At 68.6% G+C, this 25,914-nt stretch carries 24 protein-coding genes and 1 tRNA gene; 5 read left to right on the top strand and 20 right to left on the bottom strand.

Annotation, left to right across the window (positions count from 1 at the left end; all coding sequences use genetic code 11):
- Positions 1-65: 65 nt before the first annotated feature.
- Complete coding sequence (hrpB, locus tag AKG07_RS16065; RefSeq protein ID WP_053098807.1) at positions 66-2,618, top strand: ATP-dependent helicase HrpB; 2,553 nt, start codon at positions 66-68, stop codon at positions 2,616-2,618.
- 7 nt (positions 2,619-2,625) lie between these two features.
- On the opposite strand, the gene AKG07_RS16060 is transcribed toward hrpB, so the two are convergent.
- The 5 genes from AKG07_RS16060 to AKG07_RS16040 form a co-directional block, all read right to left on the bottom strand.
- Complete coding sequence (locus tag AKG07_RS16060) at positions 2,626-3,360, bottom strand: ABC transporter permease (RefSeq protein WP_053098806.1); 735 nt, start codon at positions 3,358-3,360, stop codon at positions 2,626-2,628.
- Positions 3,357-4,133, bottom strand: a complete 777-nt coding sequence (locus AKG07_RS16055) for an ABC transporter ATP-binding protein (protein ID WP_082297987.1) — start codon at positions 4,131-4,133, stop codon at positions 3,357-3,359. The genes AKG07_RS16060 and AKG07_RS16055 overlap by 4 nt, the downstream gene beginning before the upstream one ends.
- A 96-nt stretch (positions 4,134-4,229) precedes the next feature.
- A complete protein-coding gene (locus AKG07_RS16050; protein ID WP_053098805.1) occupies positions 4,230-4,826 on the bottom strand; it encodes a TetR/AcrR family transcriptional regulator in 597 nt (198 codons plus the stop codon).
- Positions 4,827-4,860: 34 nt separating this feature from the next.
- Positions 4,861-5,613, bottom strand: coding sequence for an AAA family ATPase (locus tag AKG07_RS16045; RefSeq protein WP_053098804.1), 753 nt, complete (start codon positions 5,611-5,613; stop codon positions 4,861-4,863).
- A 52-nt stretch (positions 5,614-5,665) separates the two neighbouring features.
- Positions 5,666-7,159: an L-serine ammonia-lyase, iron-sulfur-dependent, subunit alpha gene (locus AKG07_RS16040; RefSeq protein WP_053098803.1), complete on the bottom strand. Its 1,494-nt coding sequence runs from the start codon at positions 7,157-7,159 to the stop codon at positions 5,666-5,668.
- Positions 7,160-7,175: 16 nt separating this feature from the next.
- On the opposite strand from AKG07_RS16040, the gene AKG07_RS16035 reads away from it, so the two are divergent.
- Positions 7,176-7,595 carry a hypothetical protein gene (locus AKG07_RS16035; RefSeq protein WP_233277291.1) on the top strand — a complete coding sequence of 140 codons (420 nt, stop codon included), beginning with the start codon at positions 7,176-7,178 and terminating at the stop codon, positions 7,593-7,595.
- 76 nt (positions 7,596-7,671) lie between these two features.
- Here the strand turns inward: AKG07_RS16035 and AKG07_RS16030 are convergent, their stop codons facing one another.
- Positions 7,672-9,402: an L-aspartate oxidase gene (locus AKG07_RS16030; protein ID WP_053098802.1), complete on the bottom strand. Its 1,731-nt coding sequence runs from the start codon at positions 9,400-9,402 to the stop codon at positions 7,672-7,674.
- Positions 9,403-9,473: 71 nt separating this feature from the next.
- On the opposite strand from AKG07_RS16030, the gene AKG07_RS16025 reads away from it, so the two are divergent.
- Positions 9,474-10,406, top strand: coding sequence for a LysR family transcriptional regulator (locus AKG07_RS16025; protein WP_053098801.1), 933 nt, complete (start codon positions 9,474-9,476; stop codon positions 10,404-10,406).
- Between the two features lie 6 nt (positions 10,407-10,412).
- On the opposite strand, the gene AKG07_RS16020 is transcribed toward AKG07_RS16025, so the two are convergent.
- From AKG07_RS16020 to AKG07_RS16000, 5 genes are all read right to left on the bottom strand, one after another.
- Positions 10,413-11,459, bottom strand: a complete 1,047-nt coding sequence (locus AKG07_RS16020; protein ID WP_053098800.1) for a family 43 glycosylhydrolase — start codon at positions 11,457-11,459, stop codon at positions 10,413-10,415.
- On the bottom strand, positions 11,456-14,080 hold the full coding sequence (locus tag AKG07_RS16015; RefSeq protein ID WP_082297986.1) for an alpha-L-rhamnosidase: 2,625 nt from the start codon (positions 14,078-14,080) through the stop codon (positions 11,456-11,458). The genes AKG07_RS16020 and AKG07_RS16015 overlap by 4 nt, the downstream gene beginning before the upstream one ends.
- A gap of 1 nt (position 14,081) precedes the next feature.
- The gene (locus tag AKG07_RS16010) at positions 14,082-14,987 is read right to left on the bottom strand and encodes a carbohydrate ABC transporter permease (protein WP_230101259.1); all 906 of its coding nucleotides are present in this window, start codon (positions 14,985-14,987) and stop codon (positions 14,082-14,084) included.
- 4 nt (positions 14,988-14,991) lie between these two features.
- Positions 14,992-15,876 carry a carbohydrate ABC transporter permease gene (locus AKG07_RS16005; protein WP_053098799.1) on the bottom strand — a complete coding sequence of 295 codons (885 nt, stop codon included), beginning with the start codon at positions 15,874-15,876 and terminating at the stop codon, positions 14,992-14,994.
- A 63-nt stretch (positions 15,877-15,939) separates the two neighbouring features.
- Positions 15,940-17,265 (bottom strand): ABC transporter substrate-binding protein, encoded by a 1,326-nt coding sequence (locus AKG07_RS16000; protein WP_233277290.1) that lies wholly within the window; start codon positions 17,263-17,265, stop codon positions 15,940-15,942.
- A 168-nt stretch (positions 17,266-17,433) separates the two neighbouring features.
- On the opposite strand from AKG07_RS16000, the gene AKG07_RS15995 reads away from it, so the two are divergent.
- A complete protein-coding gene (locus tag AKG07_RS15995; protein ID WP_233277289.1) occupies positions 17,434-18,480 on the top strand; it encodes a LacI family DNA-binding transcriptional regulator in 1,047 nt (348 codons plus the stop codon).
- Between the two features lie 234 nt (positions 18,481-18,714).
- Here AKG07_RS15995 and AKG07_RS15990 read toward each other — a convergent pair.
- Positions 18,715-18,787 (bottom strand) — tRNA-Arg (locus AKG07_RS15990).
- A 66-nt stretch (positions 18,788-18,853) separates the two neighbouring features.
- Complete coding sequence (locus AKG07_RS15985) at positions 18,854-19,435, bottom strand: hypothetical protein (RefSeq protein WP_053098796.1); 582 nt, start codon at positions 19,433-19,435, stop codon at positions 18,854-18,856.
- Positions 19,436-19,562: 127 nt separating this feature from the next.
- Here AKG07_RS15985 and AKG07_RS15980 point away from each other — a divergent pair, with 127 nt between their 5' ends.
- Positions 19,563-20,402: an SDR family NAD(P)-dependent oxidoreductase gene (locus tag AKG07_RS15980; RefSeq protein WP_053098795.1), complete on the top strand. Its 840-nt coding sequence runs from the start codon at positions 19,563-19,565 to the stop codon at positions 20,400-20,402.
- Between the two features lies 1 nt (position 20,403).
- Here AKG07_RS15980 and AKG07_RS15975 read toward each other — a convergent pair whose 3' ends face one another.
- The 7 genes from AKG07_RS15975 to AKG07_RS15945 form a co-directional block, all read right to left on the bottom strand.
- Positions 20,404-21,267, bottom strand: coding sequence for a hypothetical protein (locus tag AKG07_RS15975; RefSeq protein WP_233277288.1), 864 nt, complete (start codon positions 21,265-21,267; stop codon positions 20,404-20,406).
- Between the two features lie 10 nt (positions 21,268-21,277).
- Positions 21,278-21,523: a hypothetical protein gene (locus tag AKG07_RS15970; RefSeq protein ID WP_072590746.1), complete on the bottom strand. Its 246-nt coding sequence runs from the start codon at positions 21,521-21,523 to the stop codon at positions 21,278-21,280.
- Positions 21,524-21,674: 151 nt separating this feature from the next.
- Positions 21,675-22,325, bottom strand: coding sequence for a GntR family transcriptional regulator (locus AKG07_RS15965; RefSeq protein ID WP_053098794.1), 651 nt, complete (start codon positions 22,323-22,325; stop codon positions 21,675-21,677).
- A gap of 138 nt (positions 22,326-22,463) precedes the next feature.
- On the bottom strand, positions 22,464-23,105 hold the full coding sequence (locus tag AKG07_RS15960) for an NADPH-dependent F420 reductase (RefSeq protein ID WP_053098793.1): 642 nt from the start codon (positions 23,103-23,105) through the stop codon (positions 22,464-22,466).
- Between the two features lie 56 nt (positions 23,106-23,161).
- Positions 23,162-24,109: a GNAT family N-acetyltransferase gene (locus tag AKG07_RS15955; RefSeq protein WP_053098792.1), complete on the bottom strand. Its 948-nt coding sequence runs from the start codon at positions 24,107-24,109 to the stop codon at positions 23,162-23,164.
- Positions 24,110-24,140: 31 nt separating this feature from the next.
- Positions 24,141-24,575 (bottom strand): Fe-S cluster assembly sulfur transfer protein SufU, encoded by a 435-nt coding sequence (gene sufU / locus AKG07_RS15950; protein WP_053098791.1) that lies wholly within the window; start codon positions 24,573-24,575, stop codon positions 24,141-24,143.
- Complete coding sequence (locus AKG07_RS15945; RefSeq protein ID WP_053098790.1) at positions 24,572-25,894, bottom strand: cysteine desulfurase; 1,323 nt, start codon at positions 25,892-25,894, stop codon at positions 24,572-24,574. The genes sufU and AKG07_RS15945 overlap by 4 nt, the downstream gene beginning before the upstream one ends.
- Between the last annotated feature and the right edge of the window lie 20 nt (positions 25,895-25,914).

The raw sequence follows: 25,914 nt of genomic DNA, 5'->3' as shown, positions 1-25,914 counted from the left end.
GTCGCGGCATCCGTCGTCTCCGCCACCCGTGCTCGATGACTCCGGAGACCAGGCAGACTGAGGGAATGACCGCCGCCGCCTTCGACCTCGCCGCCATCGGCGCCGGGCTCTCGTTCGCGGCCGCGCTGGACGAACTCGGGGCCGCGCTCGACGGGAGCGGATCAGTGGTCGTGAGCGCCCCGCCCGGCACGGGCAAGACCACTCTCGTGCCGCCGCTGCTGGCGTCACGGTCGTCCGGGCGCCTGATCGTCACCCAGCCTCGCCGCGTCGCGGCTCGCGCCGCAGCCCGCCGCCTCGCTCATCTCGACGGCTCGGCGCTCGGCACCCGCGTGGGCTTCACCGTGCGCGGCGAGCGCTCGGCAGGTGCGGCGACCCGCATCGAGTTCGTCACCGCCGGAGTGCTGCTGCGTCGCATGATCGACGACCCCGGCCTCGACGGTGTGGATGCCGTCATCCTCGACGAGGTGCACGAGCGCGCACTCGAGACCGACCTGCTGATCGGCCTGCTCTCGGAGGTCCGCGAGCTGCGCGACGACCTCGTGGTCGTCGCCATGTCGGCGACGCTGGATGCCGCGCGCATCGCCTCCGTCCTCGGCACCGACGACCTGCCCGCGCCGATCGTCGACCACGCTGTGCCGGCGTTCCCTCTCACCGAGCGCTGGGCTCCCAGCCCGACGCCGCGCCTCGATGAGCGCGGTGTCACCTGGGGCTTCCTCGACCACGTCGCACGCACGACGACAGCGGCCGCACTCGAGCTGGTCCGCGAGAACCCTCGGGCCGATGTGCTGGTGTTCGCTCCGGGCGCGCGGGAGGTGTCGGAGATCGCTCGCCGCATCCGCGATGCGAGCGCGGCGTTCGACGTGCGAGAGCTGCACGGTCAGATCCCCGCGGCGGAGCAGGATGCCGTGATCCGCGGCCGTCGACCGGACGAGCCTCCGCGCATCATCGTGACGACTTCGCTCGCGGAGTCGTCGCTCACCGTGCCCGGAGTGCGCCTCGTCGTCGACAGCTGTCTGTCGCGGCATCCGCAGCGTGATGCCGCGCGCGGCATGACGGGTCTGGTCACGACTGCCGCGTCGCGCTCGTCATGCGTGCAGCGCGCCGGTCGCGCCACGCGCCAGGGACCGGGCGTCGTCATCCGCTGCGTCGACGAGCGCACCTATGCGGCCGCCCCGGCCCGCCCGGCACCCGAGATCGCGGTGACCGACCTCGCGGATGCCGCCCTGCTGCTCGCCTGCTGGGGTGCCCCGGGTGCAGAAGGCCTGCGCATGATCGACCCGCCGCCCCCAGACAACCTGGCCGATGCCGTCTCGGTGCTGCGCGGTCTCGGCGCGATCGACGACGAGGGCCGCGCCACGGCCGAGGGTCGAGCTCTCGCCCGGATCCCCGCCGACCCCCGGCTCGCCCGCGCTCTCCGTGACGGCGGCCCGGTCGTCGGCAGCCGTCTCGCCGCAGAGGTCGTCGCCGTGCTCGGCGGCGACCTGCGCATCGCCGAGGCCGACGTCGCACAGGCACTCATCATCCTGCGCGGCGGACGGACACCGGACGCTCGCCGTTGGCGTGACGACGCGAACCGCCTCGAGCGCATGGTCGCTCCGGCGCGGGACGTGCGATCGGATCTCGAGGGCGTCGGACTCGTGATCGCACTCGCGTTCCCCGACCGGATCGCGCATCGCGTCGAGCGCACCGCCGACGGAGCGGTCTTCCTCCTGGCGTCCGGAACCCGTGCCGGAGTGACTGGCCCGCTCGCCGCAGTCGAGTGGCTCGCGGTCGCCGACGTCGCGCGGGCCACGGCGCGAGTGGCGGCAGGGTCAGGCGCGATCATCCGATCCGCGGCTGTGCTCACGGAAGCCCAGATGGAACGCGCTGCGAGCCACCTGCTGACCGACCGAGTCGAGGCGGAGTTCACGGGAGGTCGCGTGCAGGCCCGCCGTGAGCGCCGCGTCGGTGCGATCCTGCGTTCGTCCTCGCCCGTGCGCCCCTCTGCTCAAGAGGGGCGGGATGCCGTGCGCCGCGCGGTCCTGCGCGACGGGCTCGGCATGTTCGCCTGGTCGGATGCCGCGACCGCGTTCCGACGCCGATTGGCCCTGCTGCGGCGAGAGCTCGGCGGCCCGTGGCCCGACGTGTCGGATTCCGGGCTGCTCAGCACTCTCGATGACTGGCTCGCTCCCGAGCTCGACACCCTGGCGGGCGGCACCCCCGCAGCGCGAGTGGATCTGTCCTCGGCTCTGCGTCGACTGCTGCCCTGGCCCGAGGCGGCGCGCCTCGAGGAGCTCGCACCCGAGCGCCTCGCGGTGCCGAGCGGATCCCGTATCCGCATCACCTACCCCGACCCGGACGACACCTCGGCACCCCCGGTCGTCGCTGTGAAGCTGCAGGAGTGCTTCGGCTGGGCCGAGACTCCTCGACTGGTCGACGGACGCGTGCCGGTGCTGTTCCACCTGCTGTCGCCCGCGGGGCGCCCTCTCGCGGTCACCGACGACCTCGCCTCGTTCTGGTCGGGCCCCTACGCCCAGGTTCGCGCCGAGATGCGAGGGCGCTACCCGAGGCATCCCTGGCCGGAGGACCCGTGGGCGGCCGTGCCCACGAAGCACACCAAGAACCGCGCCGCGCGCTGACCCTGCCTCACGCGGTGCGACGTCGCAGGGTCAGCGATGCGAGGACGAGCGCCCCGACTCCGAAGGCGACGACGACCAGCAGGGGTCCGTACACGTCCCACCCCTCGTCGCCGGCCGTGACTGCGTTGATCGTGTCGATCGCATAGCTCAGCGGCAGCCAGTCCGAGATGGCGTACAGCACGTCGGGCATCTGATCGCGCGGCATGAAGAGCCCGCCGAGGATGATCTGCGGGAAGACGAGCAGCGGCATGAACTGCACCGCCTGGAACTCGGTCTGCGCGAACGCGCTCGCGAGGAGCCCAAGCGCGGTGCCCAGGAGAGCGTCGACGACGGCGACGAGCCCGAGCTGCCAGAGCTCACCGTCGACGTCGAGCCCGCAGACGCCGACCGCGAACGACACGGTGATGATCGCCTGCAGCAGCGCCATCAGCCCGAACGCCAGGGCATAGCCGAGAATGAAGTCGGCTTTGCCGAGCGGAGTGGTCATCAGACGTTCGAGGGTGCCGGAGCGTCGCTCCCGCAGAGTGGTGATCGAGGTGATCAGGAACATCACGATGAACGGGAACAGCGCGAGGATCGCTCCCCCGAACTGATCGAACACACCGTCCTGATCGCTGAAGAGCCACGCGAAGAGTCCGACCAGCAGGCTCGGCGCGATCAGCATCAGCGCGATCGAGCGAGGATCGTGCCGCAGCTGTCCGAGCACCCGGGCGGCGGTGGCGAGCATCCGACCGCCGTTCATTCCGAGGCCTCCCGCCGTGCGCGCCGGGTGCTGCGCGCCGCTGGACCCCCGGTCGCTCGGCTGTCCCGCTCGATCAGGGCGAGGAACGCCGCCTCGGGCTCCGTCGTGCCCGTGTCGGCGAGGAGTCCGGCTGGGTCCGTGTCGGCGATGATCCGCCCGCCCCGCATCAGCACGAGCCGATCGCATCGCAGCGCCTCGTCCATCACGTGACTCGAGACGATCATGGTGACGCCGCGCGCGGCGAGGCCGCGGAACAGGTCCCACAGTTCGGCGCGCAGCACGGGGTCGAGGCCGACCGTGGGTTCGTCGAGGACGATGAGCTCGGGGGATCCGATCAGTGCCATCCCCAGCGAGATGCGCGTCGCCTGGCCACCGCTGAGCGAGTCGACGAGCTGGGCGGCCTGCGCCCGAAGCCCGACCTCGTCGAGCACCCGGTCGACGTCGCCCTTCGGTGCTTTCAGCACCGCCGCGAAGTACGAGAGGTTCTGCCGGACGGTGAGATCGCCGTACACGGCGGCACCCTGTGTTCCGTACGCCACCCGATGCCGCAGCCGCGGCGATCCGCCCGGTTCCCCCAGCACCGTCACCATGCCGGCGGTGATCCGCTGCACACCCACGATCGAGCGCATCAGCGTGGTCTTGCCGCATCCCGAGGGACCCAGCAAGCCGGTGATCTCGCCCCGGGGGATCACCAGGTCGACACCATTGAAGACCTGCGTCCTTCCCCGTCGCACTCGCAGCCCCGAGATCTCGACCGCCGCTTTATTCATCATGTGATGAATTATCCGCCGCGCGAGTCGCGGGGTCAACGGGCACTCGTGCCCGAAGCCGAGGCCCGATGCAGGCGGCAGTGCGGCGCGTGGCCCGCGCTATTCGAAGAGGTAGCGCTGCACGGTCGGTCCGACCCGCGAGACGATGTCATCGACGGATGCCGCGGCGATCGGCGCGAGCCGCAGCACGTAGCGCGTGAGCAGCAGGCCGGCGATCTGCGAGGCGACGAGTGTGGCGCGCAGCTCGGCATCCGCGACGCCGAGCGTCTTCGCGATCCGGCCGATGAGTTCCCGAGAGAGGAACCCCGCGAGAAGGGGCGTCGTGAGCCGGCTGCCGATCGCCGTCCGAATGAGCATGACCCCGCGGCGACGGATGTCGGGCTGCTCGAAGGCCTCGAGCACGTACCGCACGAGACGCTCGCCGACGGCGTCACGCGGACCCGCGACGATGGCCGGCACGTCGATGTCGGGGCGCAGCGGAATGCCGACCGCCTCAGCGAAGAGGTCTGCCTTCGTGCCGAAGTAGTGGTGCACGAGCGCCGAGTCGACGTCGGCACGAGCCGCGATCGAGCGCACCGTCGTGCCGTCGTATCCGTGCTCGCCGAACTCGTCGACTGCGGCGGCGATGATGCGTTCGCGCGCATCGGACACGCCACGCGGACGCCCGCGCTTCTTGGGCGCACGCTGCTCGGTCATGGCGCCAGCCTACGACCAGATCTGCGCGCTCCCCTCAGTCGAGCAGATGCCGCAGGTACCGCGGCGGGTCCTGCAGGAACGACCGCCAGTGGTTCACCAGCTCGAGGTCGTTCCACTCGGCGGGACGGATGCCCCACTCCCCCACTTCGAGGATGCGAGCTCCCGGCAGCGCGGCGAGCACCGGCGAGTGCGTCGCGCACAGCACCTGACCTCCGTCGTCGACAATGCGCTGCAGCACCGCGATGAGGGCGAGGGTGGACTGGAACGAGAGCGCTGCCTCTGGCTCGTCGAGACAGTAGAAGCCGGGTTCATCGAATCGGCTGTCGAGCAGAGCGAGGAAGGACTCGCCGTGGCTCATCTCGTGGAACGCCACGTCGCCCCTCGCGGAGGGATTCTCTTCGAGGTAGGTGTAGAACGAGTGCATGGTCTCGGCTCGCAGGAAGAATCCCCAGCGGTTGGCTCCGACTCCGCGCTGCAGCTGCAGCCACTCCGACAGCGGCGACTCGCTGGGGCGCGTGCTGTGCATCGCCTGGCGGGACCCTCCCTCGGGCGAGAGCCCGTAGGCGACGGCGATGCCCTCGACGATCGTCGACTTGCCGCTGCCGTTCTCGCCGACGAGGAAGGTCACCCCGGGAGCGAGATCGATGCCTTCCTCGAGCACCTGGGCGACGGCGGGAATGGTGGTCGGCCACATGCGGGCGGAATCCGGCGCGTCACCATTCGCGCGCACGGCGACGATGGGCTGCTCCCGCCGCCTGCGACTGCCCGGGGTCCAGATCGATTCCATGCGCGCCTCCTCAGAGGAGGCTATCCGCAGCCGCCGACGCGCTCGGAGTGACTCAGCACTCGATGACGTTGACCGCGAGACCACCCTCGCTGGTCTCCTTGTACTTGGTCGACATGTCGATTCCGGTCTGGCGCATCGTCTCGACCACCGCGTCGAGGGAGACGTAGTGGCTGCCGTCGCCGCGCAGCGCGAGACGGGCGGCCGTGACCGCCGTCGACGCGGCGATCGCATTGCGCTCGATGCACGGAATCTGCACGAGGCCGCCGATCGGGTCGCAGGTGAGCCCGAGGTGGTGCTCCATCGCGATCTCGGCGGCGTTCTCGATCTGCCGGTTGGTGCCGCCCATCACGGCGGTGAGCCCTCCGGCAGCCATCGCGCAGGCCGAGCCGACCTCAGCCTGGCAGCCGCCCTCGGCCCCCGAGATCGAGGCGTTGGCCTTGAACAGCGAGCCCAGCGCCGTGGCCGTGAGGAGGAACCGACGGATGCCACGGCGGCGGTTCGCGTCGGCGACGGCGTCGTCGTCCTCGGCCTGCGCCGCCTCGATCGCCCGCGTGCCGTCGAAGCCGAGCAGCGCACTGCCGACGAGTTCTCCGTACGGCGTCACGGCATTGCCCGCACCGAGGCCCGAATCCGCCAGGAACCGCCACCAGTACATCGCGACCGCGGGGAGGATGCCGGCCGCGCCGTTGGTCGGCGCCGTGACGACGCGACCGCCCGCCGCGTTCTCTTCGTTGACCGCGAGCGCGAAGGCACCGAGCCACTCTCCCGGCAGCTCGCGATGACCGTCGGCCTCCGCCTCCTCGAGCTGCGCGCGGATCATGCTCGCCCGCCTCTTGACCTTGAGCATCCCCGGCAGGACGCCGTCCGAGTGCAGTCCGTTCTCGACGCACGCAGCCATGGCGTCCCAGATCGCATCGAGTCCGGCGGCGACCTCTTCTTCCGAGCGCTCAGCGGTCTCGTTGAGTCGCGCGATCTCGGCGATCGACAGTCCGTGCTCGTCGCACAGTGCGAGCAGCGACGCGGCGTCGGCATACGAGTAGGGCAGTGGGGCCGAGGCGAGCTTCGCCTCCTCGCCGTCCCGGCGGATGAACCCGCCGCCGACGGAGTAATAGGTCTCTTCGGCGACGACACCGCCGGCATCGTCCCGGGCGGTGATGGTCATCGCGTTCGGATGACCGGGCAGCCGGGTTCGCGGCTCGAAGACAATGTCGGCCTTCGAGAACGGGATCTCATGGACCCCGTCGACGCGCACCGTGGCGCCGTCGCGAAGCTCGGTCCAGGCGGCGCGCACGTCGGCCGGGTCGCAGCTCTCCGGCGACAGCCCGCGAAGGCCCGCGACGACCGCATCCGGCGTGCCGTGACCGATTCCGGTGGCGCCGAGAGAGCCGTACAGCGTGCATGCGATGCGGGCGACGCGATCGAGAGCTCCGGACGAGCGCAGGCGCTGAGCGAACGCGAGGGCCGCCCGCATCGGCCCGACCGTGTGGGAGCTCGAGGGGCCCACTCCGATGGAGAAGAGATCGAAGGCCGAGACGTACGCTGTCACCTCTTCAGCCTACGTCGTGCGCAGGAAGACGGACGCTCCGGAGGCTGTCGTCAAGGCCCTTCTCGCCTCGCAGCCGCTGACGGATGCTGGGGGTGCACTCGATGCGAAAGGGACGATCATGACGAACAGCACGCCCGAGCAGGACCCGACCTCCGGCCTCGACCCCGAGGCCCAGACTCCCACTCCGACGCCCTCGTCCGGCGATGCCGGCGAGTTCAAGGATCCGGCGAACACCGCCGAGAAGCCGGCGGAGGCGGAGTCCCCCGAAGACGCGGATCCGTCGGAGGTTCCGAGCAACGACGAACTCGAAGAGCCGAGCACCGAGAAGGAGCCCTCGGAAGAGCCCAAGGCTCCGTCGCGAAACGACCCCGAGCCCGACCATGAGGCGGTCGGGATCGGGGTCATCGACGGTCCGGAGACCGACGGGGGCGACTGAGCGACTCCTACCTCGCTCGACCACCCCACCGCTCCCGTCGCGATGCACCCTGCGACGGGAGCGAGTTCGGATGCGGCTATTCGACGAGCTTGCCCTCGGTGTCGACCTCGCGCATGAGCTCGGCGATCTCGGCGGGGATCTCCGGGATCGACTCGCGCGTGACTCCGCCGGTCGGCGACCAGACGAGGTTGACCTGCAGCGTCGGGTCGGTGTCGGGGTAGTCGCTGCGGTTGTGACATCCGCGCGTCTCCCGACGCTCCAGCGCAGCCTCGAGAGTGGCTCGCGCGGCGAGCGCCGATGCCTTGAGGTCGAAGGCATGCGCGAGATCCTGGAATCCGGCGATGTCCGGGTGAATGCCGATGTCCTCCATCCGCCCCTCGATCATGTCGAGTTCGGCGAGGCCGGCACGGAGTCCGTCCTCCGACCGCACGACACCGGCATGCTGGGTCATGGTGTTGCGGATCGCGCGCTGCAGGGCTCGCACATTCTCGCGACCGTCGGCCGTGAGAAGGTCGTCGATCTCGGCGCGGGCCTGGGCGACCGCAACCGCCGAGCGGCGCTGAGCGTCGAGCCCCGCGGCATGCGCCATGGCCGCCTGCCCGACGATGCGCCCGTAGACGAGCAGCTCGATGAGCGAATTGCCGCCGAGGCGGTTGGCTCCGTGCAGGCCGCTCGATGCCTCGCCGATCGCGTAGAGCCCGTCGACGTCGGTCTGGTGGTCGTCGGGACGCACCCACACGCCACCCATCGAGTAGTGCGCGGTGGGCGCGATCTCGATCGGATCGGTCGTGATGTCGAGCATCTGCAACTCCATCATCGTCTGGTAGACGCGGGGCAGACGGGTCATGATCGTCTCGCGCGGCAGATGCGAGACGTCGAGCCAGACGCCGCCGTTCTCGGTGCCCCGCCCTTCGGCGATCTCGGTGTACGCGGCGAGCGCGACACGGTCGCGTGTCGAGAGCTCCATGCGCTCAGGATCGTACTTCGACATGAAGCGCTCACCGAGGGCGTTGCGCAGGATCCCGCCCTCGCCGCGGGCCGCCTCCGAGATCAGGGTCCCGGCGGCGTTCTCGGGCTCGATGATCCCGGACGGGTGGAACTGCACGAGCTCCGGGTCCCGCAGGCGGGCGCCCGCATCGACCGCGAGCCGGAACGAGTCTCCGGTGTTCTCGTCCCGTCGTGACGAGGTGCGGCGCCAGATGCGGTTGTGCCCGCCCGCGGCGAGGATCACGGCATCCGCGTGGATGAGGTAGCGCGTGCCGTCCGACTGGTCGAAGCCATAGGCGCCGAAGACGACGTTGTCGCGCACGAGCAGACGCGTGATGTAGACGTGGTCGAGGATCGGCACCTCGAGCTGTTCGGCCTTCGCGACGAGAGTTCGCTGGATCTCGAGACCCGTGTAGTCGCCGGCGAAGGCCGTGCGACGGAAGGTGTGCGCCCCGAAGAACCGCTGCGAAATGCGGCCGTCGTCCTCGCGGGCGAAGTCCATGCCCCAGCGCTCGAGATCCCGGATGCCGCGCTCGGCCCCCTGCGTCACGATCTCGACCGTGTGCGGGTTGGCGAGCAGGTAGCTCTCCTTGATCGTGTCCGCGGCGTGCTGTTGCCAGCTGTCGGCCTCGTCCATGGTGCCCAGCGCGGCGTTGATGCCGCCGGCGGCGAGAGAGGTGTGCGCGTCCTGGCGCGGGCGCTTGCCGACGGCGAGGACGTCGATGCCGTGCTCGGCGACCTCGATCGCCGCCCGCAGCCCGGAGCCGCCGGTGCCGATGACCAGGACCGAGGTGGAGATCTGACGTTCGCGAGTGCTCATGCCTTCCACGCTAAGTACGGTGTCCCGATAACTCCAATGCATTGTTCTACTGGTATCGATACACTGAAAACATGAACCTCGAGCAGCTCCGCGGGTTCGTCGAGGTCGCCCGCCTCGGCCATTTCACCCGCGCCTCCGAGCACCTGCACCTCGCGCAGCCGTCGCTGAGCCGACAGATCTCGACACTCGAACGCGAGCTCGGCGCCGAGCTCTTCCACCGGGCGCGCGGGCACATCGGACTCACCGCCGCCGGAGAGGCCCTGCTCCCCCGCGCTCAGCGCATGCTCGCCGAGTCCGACGCGATCCGCGAGGAGATGGCCGAACTCGCCGGACTCCGCCGTGGCCGCGTACGACTCGGCGCACCGCCCACCCTCTGCATCAGCCTCGTCGCCGAGGCGATCAGCACCTTCCACGCCGCGCACCCGGGCGTCGACCTGCACCTCACCGAGAGCGGGTCGAGGCTGCTCGTCGATCAGCTGGCCGTGGGTGCCGTCGACATCGCTCTCATCACGGAGTCGGAGGGTCCGCCGCCGTCGGGCTTCAGCCTGACACGCATGCCGCTGCTGACCGAAGAGCTGGTGGTCGTGTCCGCCGCATCCGAGCCTCCCGTCTCGACCTCCACGGTGATGAGCCTCGACCACCTCGCCACCCTGCCGCTGATCGCGCTCGACGAGACCTATGAGCTGCGGGCGACGACCGATGCGGCCTTCCGCTCGGCAGGGCTGACCCCGAACTTCGTCCTCGAGGGCGCCGAGATGGACGCGCTGCTCCGCTTCGTCGAACGAGGCGTCGGCGTGGCCGTGGTTCCGGCGATGGTGCTGCTCGATCAGCCGGCGCTGCGGTCGGTCAGGATCTCGCACCCGATGATGAGGCGCACGGTGAGCCTGGCCCACCGTGCAGACGTCACGCCGGCCGTCGCGGTGGCCGCGATGCGTCACGTGATCGTCGGCACGGCCGCTGAGGTCGCCCGCCGAGACCCTGCCATCACGAGCCTGCTCGACTGAGGTCGCTCAGGCGTCTTCGTACTCGTCGGGAGACCACTCGTCGCGCCAGTCGATGATCGGCCGGTCGCCCTCGAATCGGATCGGCAGCCAGACGTAGTCGGCGATCGAGGTGTCGACGTAGGCGAATTCCTCCATCGGCTCGTCGCCGTCCTTCCCCGGTGCGAAATGCTCGATGAACGCCTGTCGCGCGCGGTCGCCGTGCTCGAGATACCGCGGCAGCCACCGATCGGCGACGGCGATATAGAGGTCCTTCTTTCCTGGATGCCGGAACACCGATGAGATCTGGGAGTGGTACGAGGTGCGCGACTCGTCGCCCGGATGCAGGTCGCCGAGCACCTCGAACGGACCGTGATAGCTGCGCGCCACCGCCGACTCGGACGGGTTCGGGTAGTACCCCGTGGTGCCGGAGGTCAGCAGGTAGTGCAGTCCGCCGCGCTGGAAGTGCGCCGGAGCCTCGCGCACGTACGGCGGCTGCGGCTGCGGGAAGTGGGTCGAGTAGTACCCGGTGACATCGGTGTAGTCGCTGGTGAGGTCGGCGCAGATCATCTCGGAATGCACCCGTTCGAAGTAGTAGTACCCCTTGCCGTCGTGCGGATCGACGACCAGATCGAAATCCCCGGCGCTCATGTCGAGCGGACGCAGCCAGGTGCGCTGGATCTCGTACGGACCGAGGATGCTGTCACTGGTGAGCACCGTCGAGCGCTGCACCGATCCCTTCGTCATGACCTTGACCCAGCACACGTACGTGCGGGTCTCTGCGTTGAAGATGATGTGCGGTCGGTCGAGCCCCTGAGTCGGATGCAGCGGCGAGGACTCGTCGTCCTCGTCCGGCGGGATGATGACGCCCCGGTCGTCCCAGTTCACGAGGTCGATCGACGAGTAGCACCGCACTCCCCAGTGCCAGATCCCGCTCCCCGGCGTCGAGAACTCCTTGTTCTCGCCGTACCAGTAGTGCACGCCGTCGACGGTGATGACGGATCCGCCGTGGGCGTGGATGCGCTCGCCTTTCGTGTCGAGCCACACCTGCCCCGGCCGGATGTGCTGCTGAGTCATGCTGCTCCCTCGGTCTCGAGAACGGGCTCCGGTCTGCGCCAGCCGAAGAACGGCCGTTCGGGGTCGTCCTCCACGGCGCGGAACGTCGTGGTGAACGAGTGGCGTCCGGGGCCGACGGGGATCTCCTCCGCGGATCCCGGAAGAACGAGCACGCCGACGGATGCCGCGGGCACCTCGACGTCGATGGACAGGCGCTCGCCGTCACGCCGCCACGCGATCGACGCCGTGCCGCGAACGCTGTCGTACCGCGCACTCGCGTGCTCGAGACGACCGCCCGGCCGCGGCTCGAAGCGGATCCTCTCCCACCCGGGCGCATCCGCCGCGACCCCCGCGACCACCCGGTGCAGGAAGTCGGCGACGGCTCCGAGCGCGTAGTGGTTGAACGACGTCATGTCGCCGGGGTTGATGGATCCGTCCGGCAGCATGCTGTCCCAGCGCTCCCAGATCGTCGTCGCTCCCATGCTGACCGGATACAGCCAAGACGGCAGCTCGTCCTGCAGCAGCAGGTGATAGGCGTAGTCCATGCTCCCGGCGCGCACCAGCGCATCGCAGATGATCGGGGTGCCGACGAAACCGGTCGAGATGTGGAAGCCGCCCGCTCCGACGAGCTCCTGCAGCCGCGAACCGGCCCGCCGCACCTGCTCCTCGTTCTCGAAGAGCTCGAACACCAGCGCGACGGCGATCGAGGTCGGAGTGTCGCTGACCACGCGGCCGCTGTCGCTGAGGAATTCATCCTGGAAGGCCCGGGACGCTCGTTCGGCGACACCGCGATAGTGCGCGGCATCCGCCTCCTCGCCGAGCAGAGCAGCAGCGTCGGCCACGATGCGCGCCGTGCGCACGTGATAAGCCGTCGCGACCAGGTACTTGTCGGTGTGGGACTTGCCGGGGTCCTCCGGTGGTGCGGTCGGGTCGAGCCAGTCGCCCAGCTGGAAGCCGGTGTTCCAGAGTCCTGTGTGATTGGTGAGCTCGTCGACCAGGTCGACCCAGGCGCGCATGCTCGGGTACTGGTCGGAGAGGATCCGGATGTCGCCGTCGTTGCGGTACATCTCCCACGGCACGATCACGGCCGCATCGCCCCACGCGGCCGTCGGGAAGTTCGGGAAGCCGCACTCGACCCACGGTACGAAGTTGGGTACGTGCCCCTGATCAGCCTGCTCGACAGCGAGGTCCCGCAGCCATCCGGTGAGAGTGCCGTGGGCCGCGAACAGGCGCAGCGCGGTGGGCGCGAACACCTGGATGTCGCCGGTCCACCCCACGCGCTCGTCACGCTGCGGGCAGTCGGTCGGCAGATCGACGAAGTTGTCGCGCATGCTCCACACGACGTTCGAGTGCAGCCTGTCGAGCCCGTCGTTCGACGACTCGAACCAGCCGGTGCGCCGCATGCCGGTGTGGATCACCACCGCCTCGACGTCTCCGTCGCGGAGCTCGCCCGGCCAGTTCTCGAGCTCGGCGTACTGGAAGCCGTGGATCGTGAAGCGAGGGGTGTAGATCTCCTCACCCGAACCCGCGGCGGTGTAGCTGTCGACCGATGTCGCCGCTCGGAGCGGACGGATGCCGAGTTCGCCGCTCTCGATGACCTCCGCGTGGTGGAGCGTCACGGTGTGACCGGCATCCGCTCGCACCCGGATACGGAGCACCCCCGAGATGTTCTGACCGAAGTCGAGACGGATGCGGCCGCTCGGCTGACGCTCGACCGTGACCGGGCGCAGCGTCTCGGTCTCCTGCACCGGCAGAGCGGTCGGCGGTTCGATCGCCGCCGGGAAATCGGTTCGGGGCAACATGGCCGCCGGACTCCAGCTGGAGGCGTCGAATCCCGGCGCGGACCAGCCGTCCTCCGTCAACCGCGCATCGAAGCTCTCGCCCTCATACAACCCGACCGCGGTGATCGGCGACGGCGCCGTGAGCCACTCGAGGGCCACCTGTCGAGTGACACCGTCCGCCGTGGTGACCTCGAGCTGCGCGAGCAGCGCGACATCCGATCCGTAGATGTCCCACACGCCCCCGTCGAACCCGATGTGGCCGCGGTACCAGCCGTCGGCGAGCCATGCGCCGATCACGTTCTCTCCGACGCGAAGCGCCGCGGTGACGTCGTGCGTCTGATAGCGCAGACGGTGGCCGTAGCTCGTCCACCCCGGTGCGAGCACGTCGTCCCCGATGCGCTCGCCGTTGACCTCGAGCTCGTACACGCCGTGCGCCGTGGAGTGGATCCGGGCCCGCACGATGTCGCCGGGCAGTGCCCCCTCGGCGATGGCAGCCCGCAGCAGATACGCGGGCCGCGGTGCCGTGCGGTCGGCCACGACCGAGGGCGAGGCGAAGTCGACCTGCCAGTCGTCACCGAGCCCGGACTCGATCCGCACCGGTTCGCTCCAGGGGCCGGAATCGAGGGCGCGGATGCGCAGGTCTCCCCCGGCGCGTGGCGCGAGAGGCGCGAACGGCCAGGCGACGCGCTGCGTCGACGTCGTGCGCTCGGCGCGCACCGTTCCGTCGTCGGCGACGAACTCCAGTTCGAAGGCGTCTGCCGCAGCATCCGCCACGAAGGAGATCCGCGGTTCGGCTTCGCCGATGCCGAGGGTCTTGCCTCCGCGCCTGTTCTCCAGCCAGATCTCGATGATGTTCGTCATGTCAGCCCTTCACCGATCCGGCGGTCAGGCCCTTCATGACCTGCTGGTTGAGGAACACGTAGATGAGCAGCGTCCCGAGCACGTTGACCGAGATCGCGGCGAAGGTCGGCCCGTACTGCACCGCTCCGTACTCTCCGGTGAAGTTGAGCAGTCCGACCTGGATCGTGCGCAGGTCGCTGCTGTTGGTGAACGTCAGGGCGATGAGCAGGTCGTTCCAGAGGAAGAAGAACTGCACGAGACCGATCGTGAACAGGGCGTTCTTGACCAGCGGGAGGCCGATCGAGAAGAACGAACGGAAGATGGATGCGCCGTCGAGTGTCGACGCCTCGAAGATCTCCCGAGGCACCGAGCGGAAGAAGGTCGCCATCATGAACACGGTCAACGGCATCCCCAGCGCCACGTAGGTGATGATGAGCGGCCACAGCGTGCCGGTCATGTTCGTGCGGAAGTAGATCGTGAACAGCGGCAGCAGGATCATCTGCGCAGGCACCATGATGCCCGCGAGGAAGAGCAGCAGCACCGTGCCGCGCCCCTTCCAGACCATGACCTCGAGCGCGAAGCCCGCGGCGGTGCCGAAGACCAGGATGATCGCCAGCGACGGGAACACTGCGACGACGCTGTTGAGGATGTACTTGCCGAACTCGCCGGTGGTGAACACCTCGATGTAGTTGACGATGTCCCACGACTGCGGCAGAGCCCAGAACGGCTCGTTGAGGAACTCGTTCTGCGTCTTGAACGACCCGAGCAGCATCCACAGGATCGGATAGACCTCGACGATGAGCAGCACGGCGATGAGCAGCCGGATCGGCAGCCGTCGGAAGAAGTCTCTGGCGCCTCGACGGTTCGGATCGACGTCGCGGCGGGTGGGCAGCGGGGTGCCCGTGACGATGGCGGTTGTCGCACTCACTGGTTCAGTCCTTCGTCAGATCGCGGCGGGTGGAGCGGAAGATGAAGACCGTGAACAGCAGGCACAGGATCGTCAGCATGAGGGCGATCGTGCTCCCGTACCCGTAGTCGCCGTAGGCGAACGAGGTGCGGAACATGTACAGGGTCAGCGGCGTGGTCGCGTTGCCGGGTCCGCCGTTGGTCAGCGCCACGACCGTGTCGAAGACCTTCAGCGTGCCGTTGATGCTGAAGATGATCGATGACAGCAGCACGGGCAGCGACAGCGGCAGGACGATCGTGCGGATGAGCTTCCAGCCGGATGCCCCGTCGATGCGCGCCGATTCGATGAGCTCGTCAGGGATGTCGACGAGTCCGGCGTACAGCAGCACGGCATAGAAGCCCATCGACCGCCAGAGGTCCATCGCGATGATCACCCAGAAGGAGGCATCAGGAGTGCCGAACCAGTCGAGGTTCTGCCCGCCGAGGATCCCGAGGAACGAGTTCACCGGTCCGACGGTCGGCGCGGCCTCGAACAGTCGCTGGAACAGCAGCGCGACCGCCACCGTGGGGAGCACCACGGGGAAGAACACGATCGTGCGGATGATCCCCGATCCCTTGCGCAGCCAGAAGACGTACATCAGAGAGAGCAGATAGCCCACGATCACCTGCAGGGCGGTGAGGATGAGCGCGTACTTCAGGGTGAAGAAGATCGCGTCCCAGGCGGCGGGGTCCTGGAAGAACTTGGTGAAGTTGTCGAACCCGTTGAAGGTGAAGCCCGTGATGGGGTTGCCGTCCTGCACCGTGTAGAACAGCGACCACACGATCGGGACGAGCATGACGAGGGAGTAGACGAGCAGCGCGGGTCCGAGCAGGACGAAGATGGCGCGCTTGTCACCGAGGACTTTGTGCATGGTGGATCTCCTGATGCGACGAGGACGGTCTCGGGGCGGGCGGATGCCCGCCCCGAGAGTGGATCAGCCTTCGTCGTTGGCGGCCTGGACGAGCGTCATGAACTCTTCGCCGGAGAGGCTGCCGTTGGCGAGACCTGCACCGTTGTTCTGGCTAATGCCGGTCGCCTTCGGGGTGAAGAGCGCCTCGAACCAGAGCACGCTCGACGGAGCGTTCGCGATCTCGTCCTGCACGGTCTGCGTCGTCGAGGGCAGATCGGCGGGAGGGTTGTCGACCACGAAGCCCGAGACGACACCGCTCTCGTTCAGCGCCGTGTCGCCGTAGCCCTCAGCGATGCACTTCAGCCACGCGGCCGCTTCATCGTCGTAGTTCTTCTCGGCGAACATCACCGGGATGCCGACGTTGGCCGGGATCTGGTCGATGCTGCCCTCGCCGCCCTCAACTGCGGGGAAGCGCGCGAAGCCGACGTTGTCGACCCCGATCTGGTTCTGCTCCTCGTCATTGAAGTTCGCCAGCGCCCAGCTGCCCATGTAGTAGAAGGCGGCTTTCCCGCTGAGGAACAAGTTCATCGAGGCGTTGTAGTCGATCGAGCCGACGGCGTCACCGAAGTATCCGGCCTTGCCGAGTTCAGCGACCGCGTCTGCGGCGGCGACGTATTCGGGGTCCGTCAGTTTCGCTTCGCCGTCCGCGACCTTCTGGAGTGCGTCGGGGCCGAGCGTGCGGAAGATGTAGTCGCCGACGAGGCGGGTGACGGGCCAGCCGTCCTTGCCCGCGGTGGCGAACGGCTGGACGCCGGCGTCCTTGAGCGTGGCTGCGGCATCGACGAGGTCGTCCCACGTCTCGGGCACCTCGATGTCGTTCTTCTCGAGAAGCTCCTTGTTGTACCAGAACCCCTCGATGTTGAACTCGGTCGGGAGTGCGTACAGCGCACCGTCCCCATAAAGCGCCTTGACCGTCGATTCAGCCGCGGGCAGCAGCCGGTCGGAGACGCCCAGGTCGTCGAGCGCCTGGGAGAGGTCGAGCACCTTGCCCCCGTCGATGAACTCCGACATGAGCGCGGGAGTGCCGGCAGCCATCTGCATGTCCGACAGACCGTCCTGACTCGCGAGCAGCTGGAGCTGCTGGTCCCACTGCGTGCCCGAGATGTCATCGGACGTCAGCGGCGCCGCGTCGGCCGCAGCCTTGCACTGGTCGCCGGCGAGGGTCTCGAGCGTGCTGATGATCGTGGTGTTCTCGGTCTGGCCGAGATAGGTGAATTCGCCGGAACCGGCGCCGGACTCGGAGCCCGATCCTCCGGAGCCGCCGGAGCAGGCGGAGAGCGCGAGAGCGCCGACGCCGATGAGCGCGATTGCGGGGGCCAGGCGACGGGCGCGCCTCATTGCTGTGGTCACTGTTCCTCCTTGAAGAGCGACGCCTCTTTTGAAGCGCTTCATTCACACCATGCCATAGAAAAAAAGGCATTGTCAAGAGAGTTACGCATCATAAATGAAGCGCTTCACGAATAGTGATGCTCTAGAGTTGAAGAGCCAGGTCATGGCGACGATGCCGAGGAGGATGACGTGACCGACACTCCCCCGCCCGGGCGCTCGAAGCCCAGCATGGCGGACGTCGCCGCACACGCGGGAGTCGCCCTCGGCACTGTGTCCAACACCCTCAACAATCCCGAGAAGGTGCGAGAGGCGACCCGTCGCAAGGTGCTGTCATCCATCGCCGAGCTCGGATTCGTCCGCAACGATGCTGCGCGCTCTCTCGCCGCGGGAAACAGCACCTCGGTCGGCCTGGTGCTGGCCGACCTCGGCAACTCCTTCTTCGTCGACATCGCGCGCGGCGCCGAGAGAGCGCTGCGGCGCCACAAGATGGACGTGCTGATCGTCAACTCGGACGTCGACCCCGATCGCGAGGTGCACAACCTCGAGCTGCTCGACCGTTCGCGCGTGGCCGGCATCATCCTCGCCCCTCTCGACACGGCGCTCGCGAAGTCGCCGCACCCCGAGAACCGCACCACTCCGACCGTGCTGGTGAACTTCGAGTCCCCGTCTCTCGCGTACCCGGGGGTCACCGTCGACGAGCGCCACGGCGGGGCGCTCGCCGCATCGCACCTGATCGCGCTCGGGCGCCGACGACTTCTCTTCGTAGGCGGTCCGCGTTTCCTCACGGCCGTCAACCAGCGCTGGGAGGGCGCCGAGCAGGCGACCGCCGCGCACCCCGACGCGCGCATCGAGATCCTCGAGACGCGAGGCGTGAACATCAGGCACGGACGGGATGCCGGACGGCAGATCCTCGCCCGCGGTGCGGGCGCCTACGACGCGATCGTCGCGGCATCCGATCTCGTGGCCATCGGCCTTATCCAGATCCTCAACGAGGTGCCCGGATTCTCGGTTCCGAACGACATCGCCATCACCGGCTACGACAACAACCACTTCGCGTCCGAGAGTGCGATCCCGATCAGCACGGTGAGTCAGCCGGGCGAGGAGATGGGCGCCGTCGCAGCAGATCTCCTGCTGGAGCGCATCGCCGACCCCGGTGCGGCGGCGCGCAGCGTCACCCTCGAGCCGCGCCTGCTCCCCCGCACGTCCACCCTCGGCGAGATGTGGCGCAGGGACTGACCTGCAGTCATGTCACCGCTCCCTCGCTGCGACGGAGATCACCCGTACCGAAGGTCTGAAACTCGCATCCGCTCCTTTCGCAGCGTGAGTTCTCCTTCGCTGGACGGGCCTTCGCTGGACGGGCCTTCGCTGGACGGGCGTGAGGGCCGAAAAGTGTAGCCGAAGATGGAGACCGCATGGATGCCGGACAACGCAAAACCCCCGCCGCTTTCGCGACGGGGGTTTCAGCTGATGTGCGCCCGAAGGGACTCGAACCCCTAACCTTCTGATCCGTAGTCAGATGCTCTATCCATTGAGCTACGGGCGCTCCTGGACCGCTCAGCGGGCCGTAGAACAGCCTACAACAGACGAGACGCGAAAGCGAAACGAGCGCTCACTCGTCACTCTCGGGCGTGTTCTGCTTGTTCTTCCGCTTCGCTTTCGCACGCTGCAGAGACGACAGCGCCTGCAGGTCGACGAGTCGCAGCGCCTGCATCCGCGCCTCGCGCATCCGGTCGTAATCGGGGTCCTGATCGGGTCGCATGCCCTCGACGCGCAGCCGACGATCGAGGTTGTGCCGCACGTCAGCCCAGGCTCCTTCGCGCGCCTCTTCGACGATGACCCGCAGGGCGGCCTCGTCCTCCATCATGTCGCGCAGCTTGGTCGCGACCCCGTGCGACTGCTTGGCCCTCCGACGCAGGTTGCGCACGTCGCGGTCCCGGTAGTCATGGGTTCCCGAGGGGTCGGAATGGCGACCGCGAGCGCGTTTGCGCAGCTCGGTCAGGTTGCGCTCGACCTCTTCGGACTCCTCGGCCATCGCCCGCAGCGCTTCCCGCGCATCGGCGACGTACTTGTCCGTGTCGAAGACGCCGTTCTCGGCGATCGTGCCGATGAGGATGTGATTCTTCACGGCGAGGCGCGCCGCAGCGGTCGCGATCGCAACGCCTTCGGCGATGGCATCCGCTGTTCGTCCCACCCCTACCTCCTCCCTTCGAGAGTACCGGTATCGCTCGGGGATGCAGTGGGCCAGAATGGATCGGAATCGGGTCTCTCCGACCCGCTCCACGACCGGCTGCTCTCCGATCGCCGCCAGGAGGGATGCGATGAAGCGTCTCACGCTCACCGGAAGCACGACGGTCATCACGGGCGCTGCGAGCGGGATGGGTGCCGACATCGCCCGGCTGCTCGCTCGCCGACGCGTGCATCTGGCGCTCATCGACCACAACGCCGACGGCCTCGCAGCCATCGCCGCCGAGCTCACGGGCGCCATCGTCACCACCCATGTGGTCGACCTCCGCGACGACGACGCCGTCTTCGCCACGGCCGCGGAGATCACCGCGGCGCACCCCAGGGTGAATGCTCTGATCACGTGCGCGGGCTCGTCGATGCTCGGCGACCTCGACCAGCTGACCATGGAGGAGATGCGCTGGCTGACGGATGTGAACCTCTGGGGCACGGTGTCGATCACGAAGGCGCTGCTCCCCGCCCTGCGCGCGGCGCCGGCCGCCCACATCACTCACCTCGCCAGCGTCTACGCGCTGGCAGCCCCCGCGGGACGCATCCCCTACTCCCTGAGCAAGTTCGCGGTGCGCGGGTTCTCCGAGGCCCTGCGCCACGAACTCGACGGCACCTCGGTGACGGTGGGAGCGGTGTATCCCGCCGGCGTGCGCACGGGCATCATCCTGCACGGACGGTATGCCGCGGCGATCGAGCCGGCCGTCGCCGCGCGAGCCGCGGCCGCCCAGGCGGCGATGTACCACACGGAGCCCGCGGATGCCGCGGCGCTGATCGTGCGCGCAACCGAACGTCGCCACGCCCGCACGATGGTCGGACGTGAGGCGCGACTGATCGATGTGCTCACCCGCGTCGCCCCGTCGAGCTACTGGCGGGTCATGCGGCGTCCCCTGCGCGAGGCCATCGACACGACGACGCCGATCGCCTGAGTCAGCCGACTGCGCCGACCCAGATCCCGGACGCCCACGCCTGCTGGTCGGCGTCGCACCCGACAGATCCCGGATATCCGCGAACCACCGCCATGCAGTTCGCAAGGAACTCGGCGTCCCCTCCGAACGCGGAGTAGTAGGCATCTGACGACGTCAGGGCGCCCCACACCCGGAATTGGTAGATGTGCGCCAGCTCATGCGCCATCGCCCAGTTCAGTCGGTCGGCACTCCAGTCGACGATGTCGGCGCGGTACTTGATGAAGCCGCCGCTGTTCGCGCACGCCGGCGCGGTCCCTCCCGCACAGGAAGCCGATTCGTAGAGCCCGACTCCCCCGCCGCCGACCTGGTCGAGAGCGGCACGCACGCGCGCGTACCCGTCCGGACCGCTCGATGCCCACGCGGGGCCCGAGGGAGCGGCGTACTGCGCCGTCTCCCAGCTGCCGATGTCCTGACCCACCTTGTCGATGAGGGCATGCACGGTGGCGGTGGCGGCGACCACGGTCGCCGGGTTCTTGCGCTCGTCGAGCACAGACTGCTGGGCCGACTGCGCGGAGGCCCTGTGTGCCGAGGTGTCGACCTTGCCGGCTGCTTGCTCGATCGCCGCAGTCAGCGCCGCGATCTCGTCGACGAAAGCGGGCCGCACCTCGAGGACTGCGGCTCGCGCGGCGGTGTCCTTCTCGGCGATCGCGATCGATCCGTCGAGGTGGTCCGTGCGCATCTCCGCCGTACGGATCGACTGCGCCAGCGACTGCAGCTCGGCGATCGCCTCTGCCCTGTCCTCGTCCAGGGCCGCGGCGCGACCGACGACGCCCGCAGTCAGCATCACTGCTGCGACGATCGTGACGGAGAGGAACCGCCGGATCACAGCGTTCGCCTCACGGCAGGAACCCGGAGGTGTCGGTGAGCAGCGTCTCCTGTTCGGCGATGGTGGTGCGCAGTGCCGTCAGCTGCTCGGCAAGACGGAGGTTCACCTCGCGCGCGAGCTCGAGCCGCTCTTCCGCCTGGACGACAGCCGCCCTCGCCTCGGCGAGGGCATCCACACGCTGCTGATCCGCGACAGCGATGAGCACCGTTCCGCCGAGGAGCAGCAGTCCCCCCGCGACGACGGCGACGCCTCTCATATCGCTCCCCAGGACACGACTCTCCGGAACCATTCCGTATGGCCAATATATCCCCGCGGGAGACCGCTCTCCAGGCCGGTCGGTGGTCGGCCGCGCGGCGCGGTCGTGCGCTGCGTTCGCGCCGCACGCCGGGCCGGGACGCTCAGATCGACTAGGCCTGGTCGCTGAGGCGTCGCTCGGCGGCTTCCTGCCCGCTGGCCAGATGGCGCGGGACCATCACGCGCAGGGCGTCCGTGTCACGTGCGGCGACCGCTTCGAGGATCAGCCGATGCTCCTCGGCCATCGCGAGCAGATCGTCGTGCTGACCGAAGAGCCAGCGCAGCCGTGTGACGAACACCGCGATGAGTTCGCCCAGCATCTCGTTGCCGGCGAGCTCGGCCGAGATCTCGTGGAACTCGCCCGCAGCGATTCGCGCTGCCTCGATCTCGCCCGCGGATGCTGCGGCGAATTCGCGCTCATAGGCCGCCCGAAGCCGCGCGATCCCCTCGTCGGTGTGACGTTCGGCGGCGAAGACGAAGATCAGGGTCTCGATCGCCTCGCGGACCTCCCCGAAATCCCGGATGTCCCGATGCGTGAACTCCCGCACGACTGCCCAGGTCCGCGGGCGTGCGACGACCACTCCCTCGCCGACGAGAGTGCGGATGGCCTCGCGCACCGGAAGCCGCGAGACGTTGAGCTCGGCCGCGATATCTCGTTCGACCAGCCGGGAACCGGGGGCGCGCCGACCGAGCACGATGTCATCGCGAAGAACGCGCGTCACCCGCACCGACTCGAGTTCGCCGGTAGTCCCCACCCCCGCCATGACCGAATTGTCTCACTCGGAGAACCGCCCGACAAGTTTGGTATCCCAACGCGGCGCATATGTTACGGGTGCTTCATCGGGGGCGGACAGAGAAAAGGGGAGCGAATGCCTCGGCATCCGCTCCCCTCGTCCGTGCCGTCAGGGCAGACGGTTGGCGATCGCGAGGTTCGCCTTCAGCTCGTCGGCGTTCTGGCGCACGACGTATGCCGGGCGATCCCGCTCGACCCTCCAGGACTCGCTGAGGGGTCCGACGTTGACCGTGTCGAAGCCGGCCTCGTCGTAGAAGCGGGTGACGAAGGCGACGGCCTCGGCGTCATCGCCGGCTGTGGCGAGGGCGCGTCGATCGGGTGTGCCCGCGGGCGATCCGTCGGTCGTGATGTCGGCCGCGAGGATGTGGTTGAACGCCTTGGCGATGCGCGACGTCGGCAGCTGCGCCTGCAGAAGCTCCGATGTGGTGGTCTCGCCGCGGTCGAGGGCCTCGATGTGCCCATCGCGCTCGAAGTAGTAGTTGTTCGTGTCGAGCACGATCTTGCCCGCGAGCTGCTCGACCGGCAGCTCGTCGATCTTGCCCAGGGGGACGGTGACGACCACGGCGTCTCCGGCCGCAGCCGCATCCACCGCGGTTGCGGCAGTCGCTCGATCGCCGAGTTCTGCGACGAGATCCGAGAGCGTCTCCGGTCCACGGGAGTTCGCGATCACCACGTCGTAGCCGTTCGCCACGGCGACCCGTGCGATCTGGCTGCCGATGTGTCCTGCACCGATGATTCCGAGAGTAGTCATGTTGGGCCCAACGCCCGTCCCGCGCCGCTATTCCCGCGCGACCCCGCGTGTCGCGATCACACCGTGAGCAGGAAGCGCTCCTCGACCCGCCGATAGCCGAGGCTCTCGTAGAGACGGATCGCGGAGGCGTTGAAACCGAAGACATGCAGCCCGATCGAGTCGGCACCTAGTCGTGCGGCCTCGCGCTCGGCCGCGAGCATGAGATCACGACCATAGCCCTTGCGGCGCTGGTCCTCGGCGACCTCGATGTCGAGGATGAACCCGTGCGGGCGCCCTCCTCGCCGACGGATGCCGATCCACAGCACCCCGACCTCGATGCCGTCCACGTGGGCGGTGAACAGCTCCTGCCCCTCCGAATCGATGCCGTCCGGCAGCTCGAGCTCCATCTGCCGGTGCGACTCGACGACGGCATCCTCCGCCGAATACCGACCGGATGCCACCAGGTCTTCCGCGAAGGCCGCCTCGGACGCGGCAGCGAAGCTCGCGAAGCGCTCCGGGGTCATCGGCTCCACGACGAACGCGCCGTCTGACGGCTGTGCCGCCCGAGACGGCAGCGGTTCGAGAAGCATCTGGATCGACGCGACCTCGAATCCCCTCCCCTCGACGAAACCGCGACCAGCGGTGTCGGACGAATGCAGGGCGACACTCAGACGACCGACCTGCTGCCTCCGCGCGAGCGTCGTCAGCTCGTCGAGGAGGCCGTCGAGCTGTCGGCCACTCGGCTCGGTCGCGAACGCGAGATCGACGATGAACAGCACGCCGTTGTTCGCGGCGAGCCAGACGGTGCCGATCCGGGCGTCGCCGTCATCGATCGTGAGGATGAGCGAGGTCTCGGTGTCGTGCCCTGCGGGGAGCAGCTCGTCGAGCACGGCGTCCACGTGCGAGACGGCATCGTCGCCGACGTGCATCCCGGACTCCTGCCGCAGCGACACGAGTCGTGCTCTCGTGGCCTCGCGCCAGTCGTCGAAGGCGTCTGCGGTGAGAGGAGTCAGTTCAAGAGGCATGGTTCCATCCTGCACCGCATCGCCTCGGTGCTCAGGACTTGTGGAGTGCATCCTCCGCAGCGACCCAGGCGAGCATGGCGCACTTCACCCGTGCCACGTATCGCGAGACGCCCCCGAGAGCAGCGGCATCCCCGAGCAGGTCTTCATCCGGTTCGATCTTGCCGCGCGAACGCATCGCCTCGCGGAACGCGGCGATGCGGATCTCGAGCTCGTCGACCGTGAGCCCCTCGGCGAGCTCGGCGAGCAGCGACGCGGATGCCTGCGAGATGGCGCATCCGTGTCCTTCCCACGCGATCGCCTCGATGCCGCCGTCGGCGCCGCGGTGCACTTGCAGAGTCACCTCGTCACCGCAGGTCGGGTTCACCTGGTGCGACTGCGCGGCGATCTCACCCCGGAGCCCGAACCCGTGCGGGGTGCGGGAGTGATCGAGGATGAGCTCTTGATACAGGTTCTGCAGGTCGCTCATGCGCCCCTCCGGAAGAAGTCGATCGCACCCTGGACGCCGTCGATCACGGCGTCGATCTCGTCATCGGTCGTGTACAGGTACGTGCTGGCCCTCGTCGATGAGGTGACGCCGAGGCGACGATGCAGCGGCTGTGCGCAGTGGTGTCCGACACGCACCGCGATGCCGCGATCATCGAGGAACTGCCCGACATCGTGCGAGTGGATGCCCTCGACGTCGAAGCTCGCCAGGCCCACACGCGGCAGATCGATGCCGGCACCGAGCACTCGCACCCCATCGATGGCCGTGAGCCCCTCGACGAGTCGCGCGCCGAATGCGGCCTCGTGCGCCGCGATGCGCGGCATCCCCACCGCGGTCAGATAGTCGATCGCCGCGGCGAGCGCGACCGCCTGGGACACCCGCTGGGTGCCGGCTTCGAACCGCTGCGGCGGCGGCAGGTATTCCGCCTCCGTCGTGGTGACGGTGGTGATCATCGATCCACCCGTCAGGAACGGCGGCATGGCCTCGAGCAGCTCGCGCCGCCCGTAGAGCGCGCCGATTCCCGTCGGCCCGAGCATCTTGTGACCGGACACCACGGCGAAGTCGACGTCGAGTGCGCGGACATCCAGCGGCAGATGGGGCGCCGACTGGCAGGCGTCGAGCACGACGAGCGCGCCGACGGCGCGCGCACGCGTCACGAGATGCTCGACCGGATTGATGACGCCGAGCACGTTCGACACATGCGTGACGGCGATGAGCTTCGTGCGGTCGGTGATGAGATCTGCGGCGGCGTCGAGCCGGAGGGCACCGTCGTCGTCGAGCGGGATGACGCGCAGGGTCGCTCCTGTGCGGGCCGCGAGCTCCTGCCACGGGATGAGGTTGGCGTGGTGCTCCATCTCGGTCGTGACGATCTCGTCGCCCTCGCGCAGACGCAGGCGCTCGGCTGCCGCTCCCCCGCGGCCGAGCGAGGCGTTCGAGATCGAATACGCGATGAGGTTGAGCGCCTCGGTGGCGTTCGACGTCCACACGATCTCGCCCTCGTCGGCACCCACGAACCGCGCGACGGCGGCCCGAGCGTCCTCGAACACCTCGGTGGCCTCGGCCGCGAGAGTGTGCGCACCACGGTGAACGGCCGCGTTGAGGGTGGTGGCGAACTCGCGTTCGGCGTCGAGCACGGCGAGCGGACGCTGCGACGTCGCACCCGAATCCAGATACACGAGCGGGTGCCCGTTGACCTCGGAGCGCAGGATCGGGAAGTCCTCGCGGAGTCGCCTCACCTCGACATCGGTCAGCGGGCCGCCCCCGGTCGGGGCGATCACGTCGGATTCGCGGGAGATGCTCATCCTTCTAGCTTCTCATCTGG

Origin of the sequence: Microbacterium sp. CGR1 (assembly GCF_001266755.1) — a bacterium.
In the GTDB taxonomy this organism is placed as follows: domain Bacteria; phylum Actinomycetota; class Actinomycetes; order Actinomycetales; family Microbacteriaceae; genus Microbacterium.
Note: the sequence above shows the minus strand (reverse complement) of the source record. Positions and strands in the feature narration are given on the sequence as shown.

Excerpts from the sequence above, each read along its gene's own strand:
- AKG07_RS16020 (WP_053098800.1), bottom strand. The coding sequence starts at position 11,459 with ATGACTCAGCAGCACATCCGGCCGGGGCAGGTGTGGCTCGACACGAAA.
- AKG07_RS15945 (WP_053098790.1), bottom strand. The coding sequence starts at position 25,894 with ATGAGCATCTCCCGCGAATCCGACGTGATCGCCCCGACCGGGGGCGGC.
- AKG07_RS16060 (WP_053098806.1), bottom strand. The coding sequence starts at position 3,360 with ATGAACGGCGGTCGGATGCTCGCCACCGCCGCCCGGGTGCTCGGACAG.
- AKG07_RS16045 (WP_053098804.1), bottom strand. The coding sequence starts at position 5,613 with ATGGAATCGATCTGGACCCCGGGCAGTCGCAGGCGGCGGGAGCAGCCC.
- AKG07_RS15970 (WP_072590746.1), bottom strand. The coding sequence starts at position 21,523 with ATGAGAGGCGTCGCCGTCGTCGCGGGGGGACTGCTGCTCCTCGGCGGA.
- hrpB (WP_053098807.1), top strand. The coding sequence starts at position 66 with ATGACCGCCGCCGCCTTCGACCTCGCCGCCATCGGCGCCGGGCTCTCG.
- AKG07_RS16055 (WP_082297987.1), bottom strand. The coding sequence starts at position 4,133 with ATGATGAATAAAGCGGCGGTCGAGATCTCGGGGCTGCGAGTGCGACGG.
- AKG07_RS16030 (WP_053098802.1), bottom strand. The coding sequence starts at position 9,402 with ATGAGCACTCGCGAACGTCAGATCTCCACCTCGGTCCTGGTCATCGGC.
- AKG07_RS15955 (WP_053098792.1), bottom strand. The coding sequence starts at position 24,109 with ATGCCTCTTGAACTGACTCCTCTCACCGCAGACGCCTTCGACGACTGG.
- AKG07_RS15960 (WP_053098793.1), bottom strand. The coding sequence starts at position 23,105 with ATGACTACTCTCGGAATCATCGGTGCAGGACACATCGGCAGCCAGATC.
- sufU (WP_053098791.1), bottom strand. The coding sequence starts at position 24,575 with ATGAGCGACCTGCAGAACCTGTATCAAGAGCTCATCCTCGATCACTCC.
- AKG07_RS15980 (WP_053098795.1), top strand. The coding sequence starts at position 19,563 with ATGAAGCGTCTCACGCTCACCGGAAGCACGACGGTCATCACGGGCGCT.
- AKG07_RS16050 (WP_053098805.1), bottom strand. The coding sequence starts at position 4,826 with ATGACCGAGCAGCGTGCGCCCAAGAAGCGCGGGCGTCCGCGTGGCGTG.
- AKG07_RS16025 (WP_053098801.1), top strand. The coding sequence starts at position 9,474 with ATGAACCTCGAGCAGCTCCGCGGGTTCGTCGAGGTCGCCCGCCTCGGC.
- AKG07_RS16015 (WP_082297986.1), bottom strand. The coding sequence starts at position 14,080 with ATGACGAACATCATCGAGATCTGGCTGGAGAACAGGCGCGGAGGCAAG.
- AKG07_RS16005 (WP_053098799.1), bottom strand. The coding sequence starts at position 15,876 with ATGCACAAAGTCCTCGGTGACAAGCGCGCCATCTTCGTCCTGCTCGGA.
- AKG07_RS15965 (WP_053098794.1), bottom strand. The coding sequence starts at position 22,325 with ATGGCGGGGGTGGGGACTACCGGCGAACTCGAGTCGGTGCGGGTGACG.